The 16,739-nt window shown below is 44.2% G+C and carries 14 protein-coding genes and 1 pseudogene; 8 read left to right on the forward strand and 7 right to left on the reverse strand.

Translation table 11 applies throughout. The annotated features are described in order from the left end of the window. Nucleotides 1-268: 268 nt before the first annotated feature. From FCV43_RS08270 to FCV43_RS20750, 5 genes are all read left to right on the forward strand, one after another. Nucleotides 269-991, forward strand: coding sequence for a response regulator (locus FCV43_RS08270; RefSeq protein WP_136994834.1), 723 nt, complete (start codon nt 269-271; stop codon nt 989-991). Next, the gene (gene creC, locus FCV43_RS08275; RefSeq protein WP_136994836.1) at nt 991-2,433 is read left to right on the forward strand and encodes a two-component system sensor histidine kinase CreC; all 1,443 of its coding nucleotides are present in this window, start codon (nt 991-993) and stop codon (nt 2,431-2,433) included. The genes FCV43_RS08270 and creC overlap by 1 nt, the downstream gene beginning before the upstream one ends. 75 nt (nt 2,434-2,508) lie before the next feature. After that, nucleotides 2,509-3,849, forward strand: coding sequence for a cell envelope integrity protein CreD (gene creD / locus FCV43_RS08280; protein ID WP_136994838.1), 1,341 nt, complete (start codon nt 2,509-2,511; stop codon nt 3,847-3,849). Then, nucleotides 3,836-4,264: a DUF2809 domain-containing protein gene (locus FCV43_RS08285; RefSeq protein WP_136994840.1), complete on the forward strand. Its 429-nt coding sequence runs from the start codon at nt 3,836-3,838 to the stop codon at nt 4,262-4,264. The genes creD and FCV43_RS08285 overlap by 14 nt, the downstream gene beginning before the upstream one ends. Then, entirely contained in the window at nt 4,261-4,395 is a 135-nt protein-coding gene (locus FCV43_RS20750) for a hypothetical protein (protein ID WP_276607066.1), read from the forward strand. Before FCV43_RS08285 ends, FCV43_RS20750 begins: the two co-directional genes overlap by 4 nt. Nucleotides 4,396-4,516: 121 nt before the next feature. On the opposite strand, the gene FCV43_RS08290 is transcribed toward FCV43_RS20750, so the two are convergent. Then, a complete protein-coding gene (locus FCV43_RS08290) occupies nt 4,517-5,182 on the reverse strand; it encodes a Crp/Fnr family transcriptional regulator (RefSeq protein WP_136994842.1) in 666 nt (221 codons plus the stop codon). 120 nt (nt 5,183-5,302) lie between these two features. Here FCV43_RS08290 and deoD point away from each other — a divergent pair, with 120 nt between their 5' ends. Together deoD and FCV43_RS08300 are read left to right on the forward strand one after the other, a co-directional pair. Then, complete coding sequence (deoD, locus tag FCV43_RS08295; protein ID WP_017054777.1) at nt 5,303-6,010, forward strand: purine-nucleoside phosphorylase; 708 nt, start codon at nt 5,303-5,305, stop codon at nt 6,008-6,010. Nucleotides 6,011-6,016: 6 nt separating this feature from the next. Then, on the forward strand, nt 6,017-6,253 hold the full coding sequence (locus FCV43_RS08300; RefSeq protein WP_017054778.1) for a YgjV family protein: 237 nt from the start codon (nt 6,017-6,019) through the stop codon (nt 6,251-6,253). A 231-nt stretch (nt 6,254-6,484) separates the two neighbouring features. Here FCV43_RS08300 and FCV43_RS08305 read toward each other — a convergent pair whose 3' ends face one another. Genes FCV43_RS08305 through FCV43_RS08325 form a run of 5 tightly spaced genes read right to left on the reverse strand, consistent with a single transcriptional unit; the run spans nt 6,485 to nt 14,942 of the window. Next, nucleotides 6,485-7,057 (reverse strand): DUF1566 domain-containing protein, encoded by a 573-nt coding sequence (locus FCV43_RS08305; RefSeq protein WP_136994846.1) that lies wholly within the window; start codon nt 7,055-7,057, stop codon nt 6,485-6,487. A gap of 1 nt (nt 7,058) precedes the next feature. Then, nucleotides 7,059-8,492: a DUF1566 domain-containing protein gene (locus tag FCV43_RS08310; protein ID WP_136994848.1), complete on the reverse strand. Its 1,434-nt coding sequence runs from the start codon at nt 8,490-8,492 to the stop codon at nt 7,059-7,061. Between the two features lie 33 nt (nt 8,493-8,525). After that, complete coding sequence (locus tag FCV43_RS08315; protein WP_136994850.1) at nt 8,526-10,778, reverse strand: proprotein convertase P-domain-containing protein; 2,253 nt, start codon at nt 10,776-10,778, stop codon at nt 8,526-8,528. Nucleotides 10,779-10,787: 9 nt separating this feature from the next. Then, complete coding sequence (locus FCV43_RS08320) at nt 10,788-12,929, reverse strand: TonB-dependent hemoglobin/transferrin/lactoferrin family receptor (protein WP_136994852.1); 2,142 nt, start codon at nt 12,927-12,929, stop codon at nt 10,788-10,790. Continuing rightward, nucleotides 12,930-14,942 (reverse strand): prolyl oligopeptidase family serine peptidase, encoded by a 2,013-nt coding sequence (locus tag FCV43_RS08325; protein ID WP_136994855.1) that lies wholly within the window; start codon nt 14,940-14,942, stop codon nt 12,930-12,932. A 307-nt stretch (nt 14,943-15,249) separates the two neighbouring features. Between FCV43_RS08325 and FCV43_RS20475 the strand changes: the two are divergent. Continuing rightward, a pseudogene (locus FCV43_RS20475) lies at nt 15,250-15,864 on the forward strand (GNAT family N-acetyltransferase); the annotation flags it as partial. Here the strand turns inward: FCV43_RS20475 and FCV43_RS08335 are convergent. Next, nucleotides 15,857-16,735 carry a LysR family transcriptional regulator gene (locus FCV43_RS08335; protein WP_136994857.1) on the reverse strand — a complete coding sequence of 293 codons (879 nt, stop codon included), beginning with the start codon at nt 16,733-16,735 and terminating at the stop codon, nt 15,857-15,859. The pseudogene FCV43_RS20475 and the gene FCV43_RS08335 sit on opposite strands and share 8 nt — an antisense overlap. Between the last annotated feature and the right edge of the window lie 4 nt (nt 16,736-16,739).

Genomic DNA, 16,739 nt, shown 5'->3' on the forward strand with positions numbered 1-16,739 from the left:
TGTTCAACGAGAACTTGTATTGGGATTATTACCAGATCCAAATACAGTTAATAACTGAGTTGGCGAATGTTTCCAATTGAATGCATTATCGATCATTGAGCTAGTCGATTAATATAAGAGCCGCAGCTCTGGTTCTGAGTTGATTTTTGCAACAACCACCTAAGATCACTCTCGAACTTTGTCTTTTCAGTATCAATCCGATAGCCTTTGCGCCAAAGTAGTGGGTAACCACAGCATCGGAATAAACATCGTCAACGAGGTTCAAACATTGAACGACCAATCGCCAGTCATCATTATTGAAGATGAATCTGCCATTGCAGACAACTTGATTCATGTTTTAGAGATGGATGGCTACCACGTGGAGTGGTTTACAACGGCAGGAGAAGGCTTGGCATTTTTGCAAAAACACTCAGCACTTCTGCTCGTGTTAGATGTCGGATTACCTGATGGTAACGGCTTTGAACTGTGCAAAACCATCCGAGAATTTTCTGACATTCCGATTATCTTTCTAACCGCTAGGAGTGATGAAATTGACCGTGTCGTTGGCTTGGAAATTGGAGCTGACGACTACGTGACTAAGCCATTTAGCCCTCGCGAAATGCTGGCTCGCATCAAACTTCGAATCAAAGCTAAAGCGCCTATGGCTGAGTTAAGCCCAGAGTCAAAACCAGAACGAAGTCCAGCCTTTATGCAACTTCAACCAACCCATGATTTAGTCGCACACAACTTTGATTACGGTGTTGGAGGCAAAATGCTTGGTCTTACTGCCGTTGAGTTTAAGATCCTTGATAAGCTTATTTCCATATCTTCTAATGTATTGAGCCGAGAGCAGTTAATGATTGCCGCAGATATGACGCCAGAGGCAGCGTACGAACGAAATATCGATACTCACATCAAAGCCATTCGCCATAAGCTGAAGCCGTTTGAGATGTCTGAACGAATTTGTACCAAACGTGGCTTTGGTTACTTCTACAGTATTAAGGGAGAATGATGAATCGCTGGCCAAGGATCCCGCTTGGGTTAAGGCTGTTTTTGCTCTACTTTATCTTAGTAGGAATGACGGCTTATATGGTGAGTAAAACCGTTGTTCAAGAGCTTAAACCGACAGTACGTCAAACCACCGAAGAAACACTAGTTGATATGGCGAACTTGCTTGCAGTATTGGCAGAAGAGGACGTTGCCAATAGCAAATTATCAGAGAGTCGTTTTTCCCAACTTTTAGCGGCTTATGGCCAACGAAAACCACACGCACGCATTTGGGAAATTGGGAAAAAAGCGATTAACCATCGAATTTATATTACGGATAAACAAGGCACTGTAATTGCGGATTCTTGGCAGCAAGACATCGGCAAAGACTACTCACAATGGAACGATGTATATCTCACGCTTCGCGGTCAATATGGTGCGCGTAGTACCATTGAAGATCCGAATGACCCGCTCTCAACCGTGATGCATGTCGCTGCGCCGATTTACCACAACGGCGAAATCATTGGTAGTGTGACAGTGGCAAAGTCCAATCGCTCAGTTCAACCATTTATCGACCTCTCTAAACGTAACGTGCTGTTTTGGATGGTGTGGATGAGCGGCTTAGTGCTACTTGCAGGTGCCTTGTTTGCTTGGCGAATTCACTCAGCATTGAATAAATTGGAAGTTTACGCGACCAAAATGGGCGAAGGAGAAAAAGTATCTAAACCAAAATTTCGCATTTTTTACGAATATGGAACGCTCAGTGATGCGCTAGAGAAAATGCGCAATCAACTTGACGGAAAACAGTATGTCGAAGAGTACGTTCAGACCCTGACTCATGAGTTAAAAAGCCCGCTATCTGCGATCAAAGGGGCAAGCGAAATATTGCAGATGCCGTTACCTGAAGAAAAGATCGCTCGGTTCGCTGGCAACATCGAACGAGAAAGTGATCGCATGCAATCACTGATTGATAAGTTACTTGAACTGGCTCGCCTTGAGAAACGTCCAGAGCTTGAACAAGTCGAACAGATTCTAGTACACCAAATGGTGAGTGAAGTGGTTGACTCTGCGGACGCGCGTTTGAGTGGTAAGGCGGTCACTGCGGAAATCAAGATTGATGAAAGTCTCGTGGTGCTTGGCGATACCTTTTTACTTAAGCAAGCTACCTTTAACTTGATGGATAATGCGCTGGATTTCGCTTACTCCGGAGGACATATTGAGTGGAAAGCAGAAATGGCTAAGGGCAATATACGACTCTCTATTTTCAACTCAGGCCCTCACATTCCAGACTATGCAATGCCTCGATTAACTGAGCGTTTTTATTCTCTCGCTCGTGAAAATGGCGTTAAGAGCACTGGATTGGGACTCAACTTTGTAGAGCAAGTAGCTAAGCTGCATAAAGGTGAACTACGAGTAGAAAACATTGAATCCGGCGTGAAAGTGACTCTGATTTTACCAACTCCATAGAAACTCCACATTAGCTCCATTCGTTCTCCAAACTGCTGATTTAGATTATCTACATCAGCAAATGGAGAATAAAACATGAAAAAGATCCTCAATAACCAGCTCGGCATGAAGTTCACCTTCGTGCTGTTTTTGTTTGTCTTACTGCAAATCCCTCTTTCAATGGTCACTGGGCTGATCTCAGAACGTTCGTATCGCCAAGATGAAGTAAGGAATGACATAGCACGCAGCAGCAGTGGCGAACAACGCATCATTGGTCCTTTCATCATGGTGAACTACACCGAGACCAGCTATCGAGATGAAAAAGTCCAGATTAAAGAACGCCGTAAATTCCTCTTACCTAATACCTTCGATATGAGCGCTGATCTGGACAGTTTTGAAAAATATCGCGGTATTTACCGTGCGCGTTTATACAAAGCGCAAGTGGCGCTTAACGGTGTTTTTGATGCAGACGACTTAGCGGCACTGCATGATCTTGATATTAAAAACATCAGCCTTGTGGTTGGCATTGAAGACAGTCGCGGACTGATTCGCCTTGATGACATGACGCTCGCAAGCTCAGATATTGAAGTGATACCAGGAACCGGATTAGATCAGCTACCACAAGGTTTCCATAGTGAACTAAAACTGGATGACCTGAAAACAGAACAACCTTTGGCATTCGATCTTAACTTCTTACTCCAAGGGATGGGACAACTGCAAGTAACGCCAATTGGCAGCGAAACTACGGTGGAATTGTCTTCTCCTTGGGCTCACCCTAGCTTTATCGGTGACTACTTACCAGTGGCGTCAGATATATCTGAAGATGGATTTAAAGCGCAGTGGGTAAGTAATAACTTCTCTACCAATATCGCGCAATTATTCCAAAGCTGCCTGTCATCAAACAGCGCTTGCTATGAGCTTGAGCAACGACAAATGGGCGTGGATTTGATTGATCCCGTTGATCACTATCTGAAATCTCATCGCGCTGTGAATTACTCACTATTAGTGATAACGCTAGTGTTCGCGAGCTTCTTTCTGTTGGAACTGTTTCAAGCGCGTCCAGTCCACCCTGTGCAATATGGGTTTATTGGCTTAGCTCTGGCGCTTTTCTATTTGCTGCTGATTTCGATGAGTGAGCACCTAGGTTTCAACTGGGCATATGTCGTGTCAGCGGTGGCATCGACGGGTCTATTGAGCGTGTACGTCAGTGGTATGTTGAATAACCTAAAGCATGGCACGGTATTTGGTGTGTTATTGCTTACGATCTACGGCTTATTGTTTGGGTTGCTTCAAGCAGAAAGTTACGCGTTAGTCATGGGCGCATTACTGTGCTTCGCGATTTTGAGCTTCACTATGGTGATCACACGCAACATTGACTGGTATGCCCGCCATATAAAAGTGGAAGACGAAGTAAAGGCTGCAAATGAAGATGCTTAAACAGAATATTTTTGCCCGTCAGCAAAGCGAAATGAATGACCATAATACCGGTATTTACTTTCGTTTTTCTACAATAAACGGGCTTAAAAGCTTCATCTGTTTCATCGCTCTGGTGGTCATCGCGCTTTACGTTCGAGACAGCTTTATTCGCCCGACATTCGGTGATGTGTTGGTTGTTGTTTGGCTTTACTACTTGTTGGCGAGCATCCTCTCAATGCCCGTCAAATGGCTCGCTGCGTTGGTGGTATTAATCGCGTTTGTTGTCGAATTTGGACAGCTATTACAGGTGGCGACTTGGCTTGGTATCGAATCACCCTCAATTCTAGCCATAATTTTAGGCGCGACATTTGATTGGAAAGATCTGTTTGCTTACGGCGTAGGAGGTGCATTGTGTTGGTGGATGGAGGCGAAATGAAATCGAAATTAAAATTGAAAGTAGGTTCAACAAAAACTCTTTTTGTTCAGCCAAAGCGACGCTTTCGTAAAAGAATCAGCTTGCTCAAGCAGGTCTATCTTTGGTCATTAACCAACAAAGAGCAGCCTTAGAGTAAATTGGATGAGTTTTTCTTTTAGGCTCTCGCATTCTCGAATAACCCAAGTGAATCTTAAGCTCACTGTTACTCATGGTGAGCTTAGATTAATTTTATAGCTCTTCGTTAATGATCATTTAAGCCAGATTTTGGGTCTCAATAAAAGCTGACAATTTTTCAATATTCTTAACTTTTAATTGGTTACCAATCTTTTCGACAAACCCCAAGTCAAGCAATTGATGAACCACACGGCTATAGGTTCGCTCTGAACAACCAAAACGTTCAGCTTCTTTATATGCCTGAGCAAAATTAATTTTAGGTTTAGCTTCGAGGTAGCGTTGCTCAATATCCCAAGCGACGTTGTAAATTAAAGGATATAAAATTCGGTTCATTGCCACCGACATAGTATCCTGGTATTTCTCTGACAATGACTGGCTTAGCCAAATAGCCAGCATGGGCTCTTGCTGCATAAATTCAGAAATAAGGCTTACAGGTACAACTTTAGCCTCAAGTATATCACTGGCACGGATATCAAACTGGCACTTGGTATCTGTAAGAAATTCGACTTCTCCAAACAAGCGATTGTCGGCAAAAAAGAGACCTAAACTCAAGCCACGTCCATTCTTAGCGGTATGATCAATACTGTACTCGCCCATTCCAACCCAATACAGCTCGCAGATCTCTTGTCCTTGTTTTAGTAAATAGTCACCAGGCTGAAAATGTTTGGTTTTTAGTTTTTGTTTTTCCAAAAGCTGACAGAATAACGCATGACCATGCTTCGATAATTCTTTGATTTTATTCACTTCGATGACCTGCGATTATTTTTGTGAACAGAACAACTCCGATCCAGACAAGTGTCCTGATGCTTTTAAGTAAGTAGGAATAACATAGCAATAAATCTGTTAACTGTTAAGGGTATCAATATGACTCCACATATTAACGCACCTCAAGGTGCATTTGCTGAAACTGTATTATTTCCAGGTGATCCACTGCGAGCAAAGTACATTGCCGAACATTATCTAGAGAGTGCTAAGCAAGTTTGTGATGTACGAAATATGTTTGGTTATACCGGCTATTACAAAGGTAAAAAAATATCAGTAATGGGGCATGGTATGGGTATTCCATCTGTCTCTATTTATGCCCATGAGCTAATCAACGAATACAATGTAAAAAAGTTGATCCGTGTAGGTAGTTGTGGCGGTGTTTCCGACGATATTTTTGTTCGGGATATTATTGTCGCAACAGGTGCAAGTACGGCTTCTACAACAAATAGAACACGCCTTGCCGGTTACGATTATGCAGCGGTACCAGATTTTGAATTACTGAAAGCTTGTTGGGAAACTGCTGATAGCCATAAAATTCCTGCTCGTTTCGGTAGTATTTTCACGAACGATCTATTCTATGGAAAAGACCCAAATCTAATGCCAGCTCTGCTGAAAATGAACATTCTTGCTTGTGAAATGGAAACTTCGGCATTGTTTGCTATTGCTGCAGAAAGCCATGTTCAAGCTCTGAGTATTCTGACTGTTTCTGACCATATCATTAGTGGAGAAGAGACAACTGCAGAAGAGCGTGAAACCACCTTTAACCAAATGATGGAGCTGGCTTTAGAGACAGCTCTTAAGGATTAAGGATTAATGATGTTAACTCCGGATATGCTGGGTTACCTGGCTTCATTATTCGTCGGCATATCGCTTTTAATGAGCGATATAAAAAAGCTTCGTTATATTAACTTTGTTGGCTGTATCGGGTTTGTGGTGTATGGCTTAGCTATCGGAGCCTGGCCGGTAGTCTTTATGAATGGCTTTTGCGCTTTAATTAATGTTTATCACATCGTAAGGATATATAAATCCAGCCAAAAAATAGCCGTTTAATTCCCGCGATTTATTATCAAAGGGGGATAACATACATCCAATAGTGCTTTTTAATATTCTTGAATGAATATAGAAAGAGAGTGTGTGTTTTTCTATTAACAATAAAATATAGAGCGCCTCAAAGCCCAATTCACTTGAGGCACTCTATTGTTAATTCTCTAATACGTGAAACATTCTATAGGATAACTTGACTCGAAAAATGGCATCCTTTGAACAAAGGTATGATGGCAGTTACTCTTCGTCTGTCACCAGTAACAGAGAAAAAGTGTTCGTCGGTTCTAGTGGGTTCCAGTTGTATACTTCGCCATTCACTGAGTCAAACACCATTACGTTTGAACCATCACCGTTCGGAGTGTTACTCCAGATATAGCCTGCATAGTCACCAACTTCTAGTGTGTAACCACTTGCGAATGCAGTGCCGTTCATCGCAGGGCTATGGCAAGCACGTTCAGTCAACGCGACCAACTCTTTAATATTAGGTAAGCGCCAGTTCTTTTTGCCAGCGAAGTCATACAAAGCATGGTTGCCTGATTCATTTCGAATTTGCTCTGCGGTTGATAGAGCTAACTGCCATGACATCTTAGTCGCGGCGCCAGAACATGCCTTATTCGCTGTATCCCATAATTGTCCTACAGGACAACGCATCCACGTCAGGCTCGTTTTTAAGTCAGTTATCGTCCCAGCATCAGAGTAAGTGTAACGAGAATTTGGTGCTGTCTTGCCAAAGTCTGTGGAACATTCTTGTGCCGCCATGGCAACTTGAGAAGCCAGAACAAGAGATAGCGCGGTCATTAATTTCTTCATTTTATTGGCCCTTAACAGCTACTAGACGGATTGGGAATTGGTATGACGTACCAGTGTCACGCTCCACTTTGTCAGAATAAATCTCAACAAAGCTAACGTAACCTCGGTCTGCACCTTTCGCAGCCACTACTGCAAATTGAAGCGCACCTTCATAGTTATAAGTAGAGTAGTTGTTAAATGTGAAATCACTTAACCAAATTGCACCCGATTCAATATCTGGACTGCCCTTACCCTGCTGGGGGAAGTAGGCCATCGTCATACCATAAACATTACCGTCAGTATCTTTCTCTGTCTCACCTAAGTCCAGAACATCATAGAACTCTTGGTATGTTGGTAGACGCCAGTCCGCGATGCCACATAGCGACTGCTTGTTTATGTGTTCAACATATTGACTTGTTGAACACATGCCATCAGCGGCATCCACACAACCAACCACTTCGAGATCTTCGTAATACGGTTTGAATGTTGCTGATTCAAAAACGAATGTACGATCTTTAAATTGAACAGAACTCGCGTCCGCACTCTTGTTTTCCCACACTAGACCAGTGCGCTCATCCATTGTACAAGCCCACTCGGTTGCGTCCGCAGCCAATGTTGCGCCTTGTGAATCTAGCTTAACGAACTTAAAGCCAGCACCTGTTGATGCCTGCTTGTCATCTTTATCAAAACCGTATTCCGCATCTTGACCAGGGTAAGAAGTTTGAACTTCTGCTACGTCTGCAGCGCCATCAGCAAAGTGAAGAACTACGCCAGTATCGTTACTGCCAACGGTCTGCTCTGCCACCGCTGAAATTTCCTCTGCAAACGCTTTTGCCTCTGCTTGAGTCAGTAATTCTGAAGCTAACGATTTACTTTGATAACTCAGGCTTTGAGCAAGCAGGGCAACCCCTTTCGTCATTTGATCAGGCTGCATTTCTGCCAACAGTGCTACCGCGTTTTGCTCTAGGTTATCGAACTCACTAGCACTTGCATTAGACATGACCGAACCAGACAGTGAAACGCCTGCATCGGTGAGTTGAGCTTTTACAATTTCTTCAGCTTGAGCGACGGTTTTACCATCCACAACCAAACCTGCCATCAGCGTCGTAACACCGTTAATTGTATTTCCAGTCGCTAGATTTTGGCCCGGAGTAGCGAGGCTAAGTGTCTGACTTGAACCTTGGTCAACTTGAGCCAGAATCGTGCTAGTCAAAATGTTTTTGTTGCTCGAGTTCAGCGCAAATTTACCTGAATTATCACTCTTTGTATTTGGCTCAGTCGAGTCACAAGCAAAGTTTTGGTTTAAGTCGACACATACTGGTGTATCAAGAAGTGTGCCTTGTGAAACAATGGTGCCCGCTACATCATAAGTCGGCGCTGTCGTGTCACCACCAGAACCGCCGCCACAGCCAACTAGGGCTAATGATGCAGCAATGAAAGAATATTGAAACTTCATAGATTTATCTTCTTTTGATTAATAGTATGTGGTTTATCGAGAGCGAATAACTCTCACCATTGAAAGCAATAACAGTCCAAATAAGGCAAAAGGCGAACCACTACCACCCGCGCCACCGCTATCACTTTCATTAGTGGTATCAGCACTGCACTGATACTGAGCAAAGTGACTCACACCCCACTCTTTCAACACCCCAGAGTTTCCTGACACACGGTCAGATACTTCGAGACGCCAAGTACCCCAACTCGGTTGACCGACAAGTGCTTGTAGCTCCTCGTCGAACTGAGCTGTGAAGTAACCTTTAAATCCATTGGTATTGCTTGATTGATGGCTGAGTAACACAACCGATTTACCTTGAGGTGACACCAGCGTCACTTGTAGATCTTGTAGTGAGTCATGCTCGATATTCAGGTAAACCGCGAAGGAATCGTCAATCGTGCGAGATTTGTCTGATAGCGTTTGAGAGAATAGTCTGTCGCCCTGTTCAGGCAACGAAGAGTTCACTGCTTGAGGTTGTATTTCTAATTTTGGTGTCCCATTCACTAATGCAACGCTCTCTGCCCATTGATGTGTCTTCAAGCTGTCGCCAAATTGGTAGTCCAATGACACTGTAGAATCAAACTGCATACCACAGGTTAGATTGCTTGGAAGCGCCACTTTCATTGCGCTTGCATCTGACAACGTTTCATCAATATCAAACACCGATGCATTGTTCAGCAGCCATTGACCTTTGATGTTGGCTTCTCGGCCCATTTGACTGAGGTTTAGCCCAACATTCTGACTTTGCGCGATGTATCGAGCATCATAACGAACGCGAAATGGTGCTTTAAGTAAGTTATGTTTATTAAAGCTGTCCGTTAGTAACTGGGCATACTCTTTGTCCGGGAACAAACCGCTTGCGGCAAATACCGTCGATTCCGCAAGATCATGCATTTTTACTCCACGCCCAATTCCGAACATGCCCTCTAGAATGATGGTATCAAACTCGCGAAAAACGCCGTCAGATCCATCACCATAACGCTCAACCGAAGCTTTTAACGCTTGGAACAACGGCGTAGACCATAACTCGTCACCCAATTCGCCACCGACACTGACGTGCGCGGGGTATTCTGAGTTTTCAAAGTAACGAGCGTGCTGATTCCATAAACTGCGAGTCGTTTTACGTGTACCGAACACGCCATCCCAGTTGAAGACCGTATCCAGATCGAACTCTTGACCACGACGTGACGTATCAAGGTATTGAATCTTGTAGCTTGCGCTGCCTGCCCAGTAATCAGCAAAACCTTCTGCAATAGCGCCGGTATGACCATAAGCCCAGTCCGGTACGATTTGATAATGAATACCATGACCAAACTCATGCAGAACCACATCCCCATCGACCGCATCAGGAGAAACGCCACCCACACCAAGCATCAATGCTTTCGGTCCGTAATAGTAAGTAGAGTTGTCTTTTGATAACCCTCGTGCGTCAAAACGCAGCGGCTCATCAAACAAATCGTAGGCTAAGCTCGTCAAATATTGCATCGAGCTATCAAGGTGGTAAAACGCCATTAATTGTGGAAACGCATTGTCTACAAACTCCGTGTTTTGCATCTCCGCCAGGCTATCAAACGTTTGAACGCCTTCTGTGGTGAGAAAATTAGACGTATCGAGTACAGGCGCTTCACCAGGTGCTGGCACCGCAAACAATCCGGTTGCGTCTACTTGCTTCAATCGCGGATTAGACAGATAGAACTTACCGCCCGACTGTAAAACCTCAATAGATTTGGTCACGTACTCAATCGGCTGAGGGTAATCCGCTAAGGATGCCCAAGTAGAATCAGGTGCGGCTTGCTGCTGCATCGTACGTAAGTCAGGGTTGAATAGAGAAACCTCAATATCAATCAGATTACCCGAGCTAAGTGCTGGAGGCTCTTGCGCCTGTAGCTCACGCGGCGATTCTAACTCTGCTGCGATCATCGGTTCACCATTACGGATGATCGTATCTTCAAAGCTTTTAAACACACGAACGACATGATGTTCTTTGTCGGTTGTGACAACAACAGTACGCTGCGCTTGATACTCCCCCTTCACCCAAACGTCAAAATTGTAATGTGCACCAAGTTGAGATTGTGTTTTGTAGCGATACTTAAACTCTCCGGCATTGGCATAATTCGTGTCGAGGTACGTTTTCGCTTCTGCTTCATTATTCACACTGGCACTGGCTGCTGGATAATCCCACTCAGCGGCCTGTACCGTCGTGGCACAGGTAATAAGGAGTGAAAGCGCTAATGGTTTTAACTTCATGATTTCATCCTAGAATTCGTATTTAGCATTCACTGTGATGTAACGGCCTGGCTCAGTTGAGTAGCGTTTGCTCTCTTCTGCGATCCCTGCAACGTCTTGGTAGCGGATGTACTCTTTATCGAACAAGTTCACGACGGTCGCACTCACACGAAGATCTTTGGACACGTGGTAAGTCGCACCAATATCAACCGTGTTCCAAGCACTGGTTTGTGCACATTCGGTTGCTAAGCCGAGGGAAGTTTGACACGTTGGAACGCGATCCATCGCAGCGGCCCAATTCCATAATGCGTAAGCACTAAAGTCTTGATTGGTGTAGTTCACTTCGACATTACCTTCGAAAGGTGTGATGCTTCGAATGTAGTCACCGTCGGCTTCTTTTCCGTCTACATAGCCAAACTTGGTACCTACATTCCACTCTTTGGTTAATGCATAAGCGGCAGAAAGCTCAGCACCGTATGTCTCTACGCCATCGAGGTTTTGGTACTGCTTGATGTAATTACCGGTGCTTGAATCAAAGCCTGTCGTCACAACATCGATGAAGTTTTCAAACTTGTTGTAAAAGGCAGAGACGTAAAGATGTGCGCGACCGTTATCGAACTTATGACCAATTTCGAATGAGTCTGACGTTTCGGCTTCTAGATCTAAGTTAGGTGCGATAACAAAAGGCGTTAACGGAACAAAATCATGGTTTACGAAACCATACGCTTTGTCGTATTCCGGAGCGCGATAACCATGGTTGTAAGAAACATAAACAATGTTATTGGTGAACACTTCTCGAGAAACCGACAAACTTGGAGAGACTTCCGAGCTATCAATGTCTTTCAGTGGGAAGCCGCCAACGTCACCTTTTCCATCAGGCGTAAGACGGTGTGCATCAAAGCGTAAGCCGCCAGTAATAGTCCACTTATCCAGTTCCACCATGTCTCTTACATACAAGCCGATGTTGTAAGCACGAGCGGGAGCAAAAGGTTGCTTGGTAGAAGGCGTAACGCCATTCCAGTCAATTTTAGAGTCGCTATCCGTACGTTCGTAGTAATCGGTAGCCAGCTCAACACCGTAAGCTAATTGATGATCAGTGTTTGCGGCATAGAGGGTATGAGTAAAGTCGCCTCGAAAGCCAATCGTTTCATCAATGAACGTCTTATGCTCTAGCTCGCGACGCTTGGTCAGCAAGCCATTATGATCGACTTGTCGCATTAGACGGTTTGTGTCTTCAGCCACTTCGGTATGACGCCAGTAAATCTTAGTGTCTAACTCTTCGAACCAAGTCGGTTCCAGCGGCGTGACTTCGGCACCGATATACGCACTGTACTCTTCTGATTTTTCATCTTCGGCAAAGTTTTCAATATGCCAAATGCCGTCTGGCTGAACGGAAGGCGACCCTTCTAAGCGCTCTTGATTCTGAGTGTAAAGCTCAGCGTGTGCTGTCAGCATCAATTCATCACTGTAAAAATGGTTGATGGTGTAAGCACCACTGTAACCATCAAGATCACGGTTGTATAAATCTTCATCAAAGTTACGCGTCTCTTGCCCTTGCCAATAAGAAACATTGAACAGACTCTCTGTATCACCAGAGCGGAACGCTAGATTACTCGTCGCTTTGTATTTGTTGCTGATGTCGGTGTAGGTACCAGAAACGTCTGTATAGAAATCCTTATCTTTAAGAAAATCGCCCGGTTGTTTAGATTTCAAAATCACGACACCACCAATGGCACCAGAACCATGTACAGAAGAACTCGCGCCTTTGATGATCTGAAGAGATTGAAAATTGGATAAATCGAAAGTATCTCGACCAACCGCATCATTAATATCATTCGCACCAAAGCCGTCTGCTGAACGAATACCGTCACGGACAATCATGATTCGGTTGCCCGTCATACCACGGATGGTAATGTTTTGAGGACGCCCAGCACCACCTGTAACGCTTACACCCGGCTCATTACGTAGTGCATCGTAAAGCTCCGTCTCACCTCTCGCTTCAATTTCTTCTTCCGTAATCACCGCAACACTGCCAGCCACTTTTGATAGGGGCTGATCAATTTTGTTAGCGGTAACGACCACCTCTTCCATAAAGTAAACGTTAGATTCTGCGTGCACTTGGCTGGCAGCAAGTACCGAAAGTACTGCCACTGACACTGGGGTAAGCTTCATTTACTGCTCCGCTTTAGATGTTTTAATTAGTGATAATAGAAATGCATATTCCTTTGCTTGTTGCTCTCTTGCCTGTCTTGGATCCATGCGATGGCCAGAGTTAAAATCCGTTTGCAACAAATAAGGTCCTGTCGATTCACTGATCGACGAAATGGTGGCGAGATATTTCGCGCCTTCCCAGTAAGGCACACGTTGGTCGTTCAATCCGACTTGAACCAACATGGGCGGGTAAGCGTCTTTGCGGATATTAAGAATAGGATCATAGGCCTGCATAATACTGCGTTGCTCTGTGAGGGTCGGATTCCCCCACTCACCATATTGCTGCGCCGTCAAAGGCAAAGAAGTGTCAGACATACTTGCAACAACATCGACGAACGGCACTTTTAATACCGCTCCAGCAAACAAGTCAGGAGCTTGGTTAATGGCACCCGCAACTAAGGTGCCACCCGCACTTGAGCCCAATGCGTAAACATCACGTTCACTATGCTTAAAGTGCTTCAGTGCTTGTGCTACCGCTGTAAAGTCATTGATGGAATTGGCTTTTAGAATCCCACGCCCTTGTTCATGCCAATCGTTACCAAAGTAACCACCGCCACGAACGTGTGCAATCGCATAGATCACGCCTTGGTCAAGTAAACTCACCGTCTGAGGCATGAAGTAAGGTTTCATGGTAAAGCCGTATGCGCCATAGCCATAGAGTATTACTGGGGCGTTTTCATTCAGCTTGTCTTTACGATAAGCGAGAGATACGGGTACCTCAACACCGTTCGCTTTCACCGTAATACGTTGGGAAACATAATCTTGGCTTGAGAAGTCACGATAATCATCTTGGGAGAAGTCCGATTTTTCCAGAGCCTTAACATCAAACTCTTCCCACAATGGCGGTGTCGTCATAGACATACTACGAATGTGGAGCTTATTGGAAGCATAGTCACCGAGCCTACTCAACCACGCGACACGACCTTCTGTTTCTAGTGATAACGATTTCTTAACGTTACCAGCGTATGAATACACGGTGAGTATGGTTGCGGTCTTTTGCTTGGTTAATGCCACAAGTCCAGCATCATACAGATAGAACTGTTCAACATTGTTCTTAGAAGATGCAAAAGGTGTCCATTTGATGTTCTTACCATGCCCAATAACATCGGCAAGCTTCACCTCAAACAATCCAAAATATCCACCCAAATTGCTGTTAATGAATACCCTTCCTTGAGCAACATCTGCGTAGTATTCAATACTTGCTTCTGGTTTGCGCAGTGACGAAGTCAACGATCCAGAATCTAATTCAAGTAGCTTTTGCTCGGTAGTTGACTCATTGTTACTTTGGACTAGAGCGTAATGTGAATCTGCCGCGGGATAGAAGGACATCAACCAATCGGTTTTGTCCTCTTGCCAAATCACTCGTTTCTCAAGTGTTTGAATATCGATTCGTAAAATTTGATGTGGACGCTGCGTATGTGATTCTTTCGCAACGACGTAAGCAGATTTGCCGTTAGCGGATAACAAAACACCGTTATCAACATTGTCCGTTAGCTCTACTGCCTTTCCTTTTTCAAGATCGACGAAAACGGCACGGTATTGTTCGCTACCATTGGTGTCTTCAGTAAACAACAAAGCATTATTCTGAATGCGCCACTGACCGATTTGAAAGTATTGATACTCAGCTTGGCGAGACGAGAAATCGTAAACAATGTTCTCTTCAGCATTGCTATCCGAGCGAGACAGCAAAACGTAACGCCCCTTTCGGCGAGTGAGATTCCATTCCTCACCATTTTGAATGACCCACGGTGCCTTACCTTTCTCCGCGGCCATCGAATCCCATTGAGTTAGCAAACTCTGTGTGATGTTGTCGTATCCATTCTGAAACTGTGCTGTTTTTTGGTTTTGTCTTTCGAGGTAAGAAAGCACACGCTGGTCTTGTCGAGAATCATCTCTCAACCAATCAAAATCTTCCGCAGCAAAACTGGGCAAAGAGGTGACTAAAAGCCCCAAAAAAACATAAGTAAATTTCATATAAATGGCACAACTATTTATAGGTTTGATATTATTTTGCGCATCATACATCTCAAACGATAATGAGATCAATTATCATTTGTGTTTTATATGGCGTTTTTATCTATTTTTCTTATGCCAAACGTTTAAATGACCAATGAATGTAAATTGGGGACCTGTTGATAATTGATCTACTTTGTCATGCGACAACAAATGAAGTGATTACCCATATCAACAGTTATGCATAAGGTGATAGATGCCTTTTTAGCGACGGTATTCATCAAAAAGTAAGGTTTGGAATTCTAATTTCTACTGGTAGGCCAGAGAACTGTTTACTTTGATTGCAGAGCAAAACAGCGCAGTGGTCGGTTCCATTAAAGGTGCATTTGTGAGTGCCGCCGAACCTCACTATTTATCGCTTTGCTTAGATAACTCATCTTCATTTAAAGTAAATGCGCTAATGTATCAGCAAGTTGCGCCATTGGTTTCTGAAGGATCAGCAGGTTTAGAGTTAACTCTTGCAAGTCAGGATCAACTATCTGAGTTCGATGAATTTGCCGTTAGTAATATTGGTGCTCCTGCGCAATGGTTGTCTGAGTACTTCAGTAATCTAATCACACGAGAAGAGCTTTGGGGGTATTGAAAGGATGGTCGGTTATTAGCAACGGGTGAATGTCGTCTATTTGATGAACACCAGACTCAATATGCTGACTTGGGGATGATTGTAGCTGAGTTAGAACGAGGTCAGGGAATTGCCACTCGCGTGCTTTACCAACGCGATTCTGATGACATCGATTGGGTCGAAATTGCATTTCGGTTTGGTTTCAGCGATCAACCTCACCTCATCCGCTACTTAAAGAAACAAATTGGCTTAACGCCTAAAACCTACGAAAAAGAGCGTAGCTTAACTATTGATGTTTATGGCGGTGTTCGATCTACGTAATCTGTCGGAAATGATTAATCAAGTAATCTATTGCCAAGCGAGCACGCACTGGAAGAAAACGTTGATTTTGATACACGATCCAACTGCTGCTTCCTTTGCCCCAAAAGTCTTGAAGTATTGGAACAAGCGAACCTGACTCCAACCCTTTCGCTAGGCTGCTTTTCGGCATATACGCAATTCCTAGCCCTCGCTCACAAGCAGAGACCACTGCGTTAGAGTTATTACTTTTCCAGCGACCATGGACACGCATGTTAATAGTGTTGCCATCGTTTTCAAAAAGCCAGTGATCGTTATTGGCAATAATGCAGCTATGTTGTTTCAGTTGGCTAGGGTGAGTAGGTTCACCATAATGAGTTAGATATTCTTGACTCGCGACCGCGGCCATCGGGCGATCCACCAGCTTTCTAGCAACTAAACCTGAATCTTTTAGGGCACCATAACGAATAGCGAAATCAATACCATCTTCAATGAAGTTAACCATTCGAGAATTAAAATCCATTTCGATGGTGAGCTCTGGATACGACTTAGCAAACTCCATTAAAGCAGGGGCGACATGATCTTCTGCAAATGCACCCGCAGCGCTGACACGCAAAGTACCACTTAACGTCACTTGCTGTGAGTTTAAGCCTTCATTCGCTTGTTGTAGCCCTGTTACCAGTTCTCTGCATTGTTGGTAATACAATTGACCTGCTTCGGTTAAATTCACTAACCGAGTTGAGCGAGCGAGTAAAACGGTTCCGAGCCTTTCTTCTAACCGAGACACTTGTCGGCTAACGTGACTGGTACTGCAACCTAGCTGTTTCGCAGCCGCTGAGAAGCCATGACTTTCAGCCACCGCGACGAATTCAATAATCCCATCAAAATTGTTCATTCTA

This window comes from Vibrio genomosp. F6 (assembly GCF_005146325.1).
GTDB lineage: Bacteria > Pseudomonadota > Gammaproteobacteria > Enterobacterales > Vibrionaceae > Vibrio > Vibrio cortegadensis.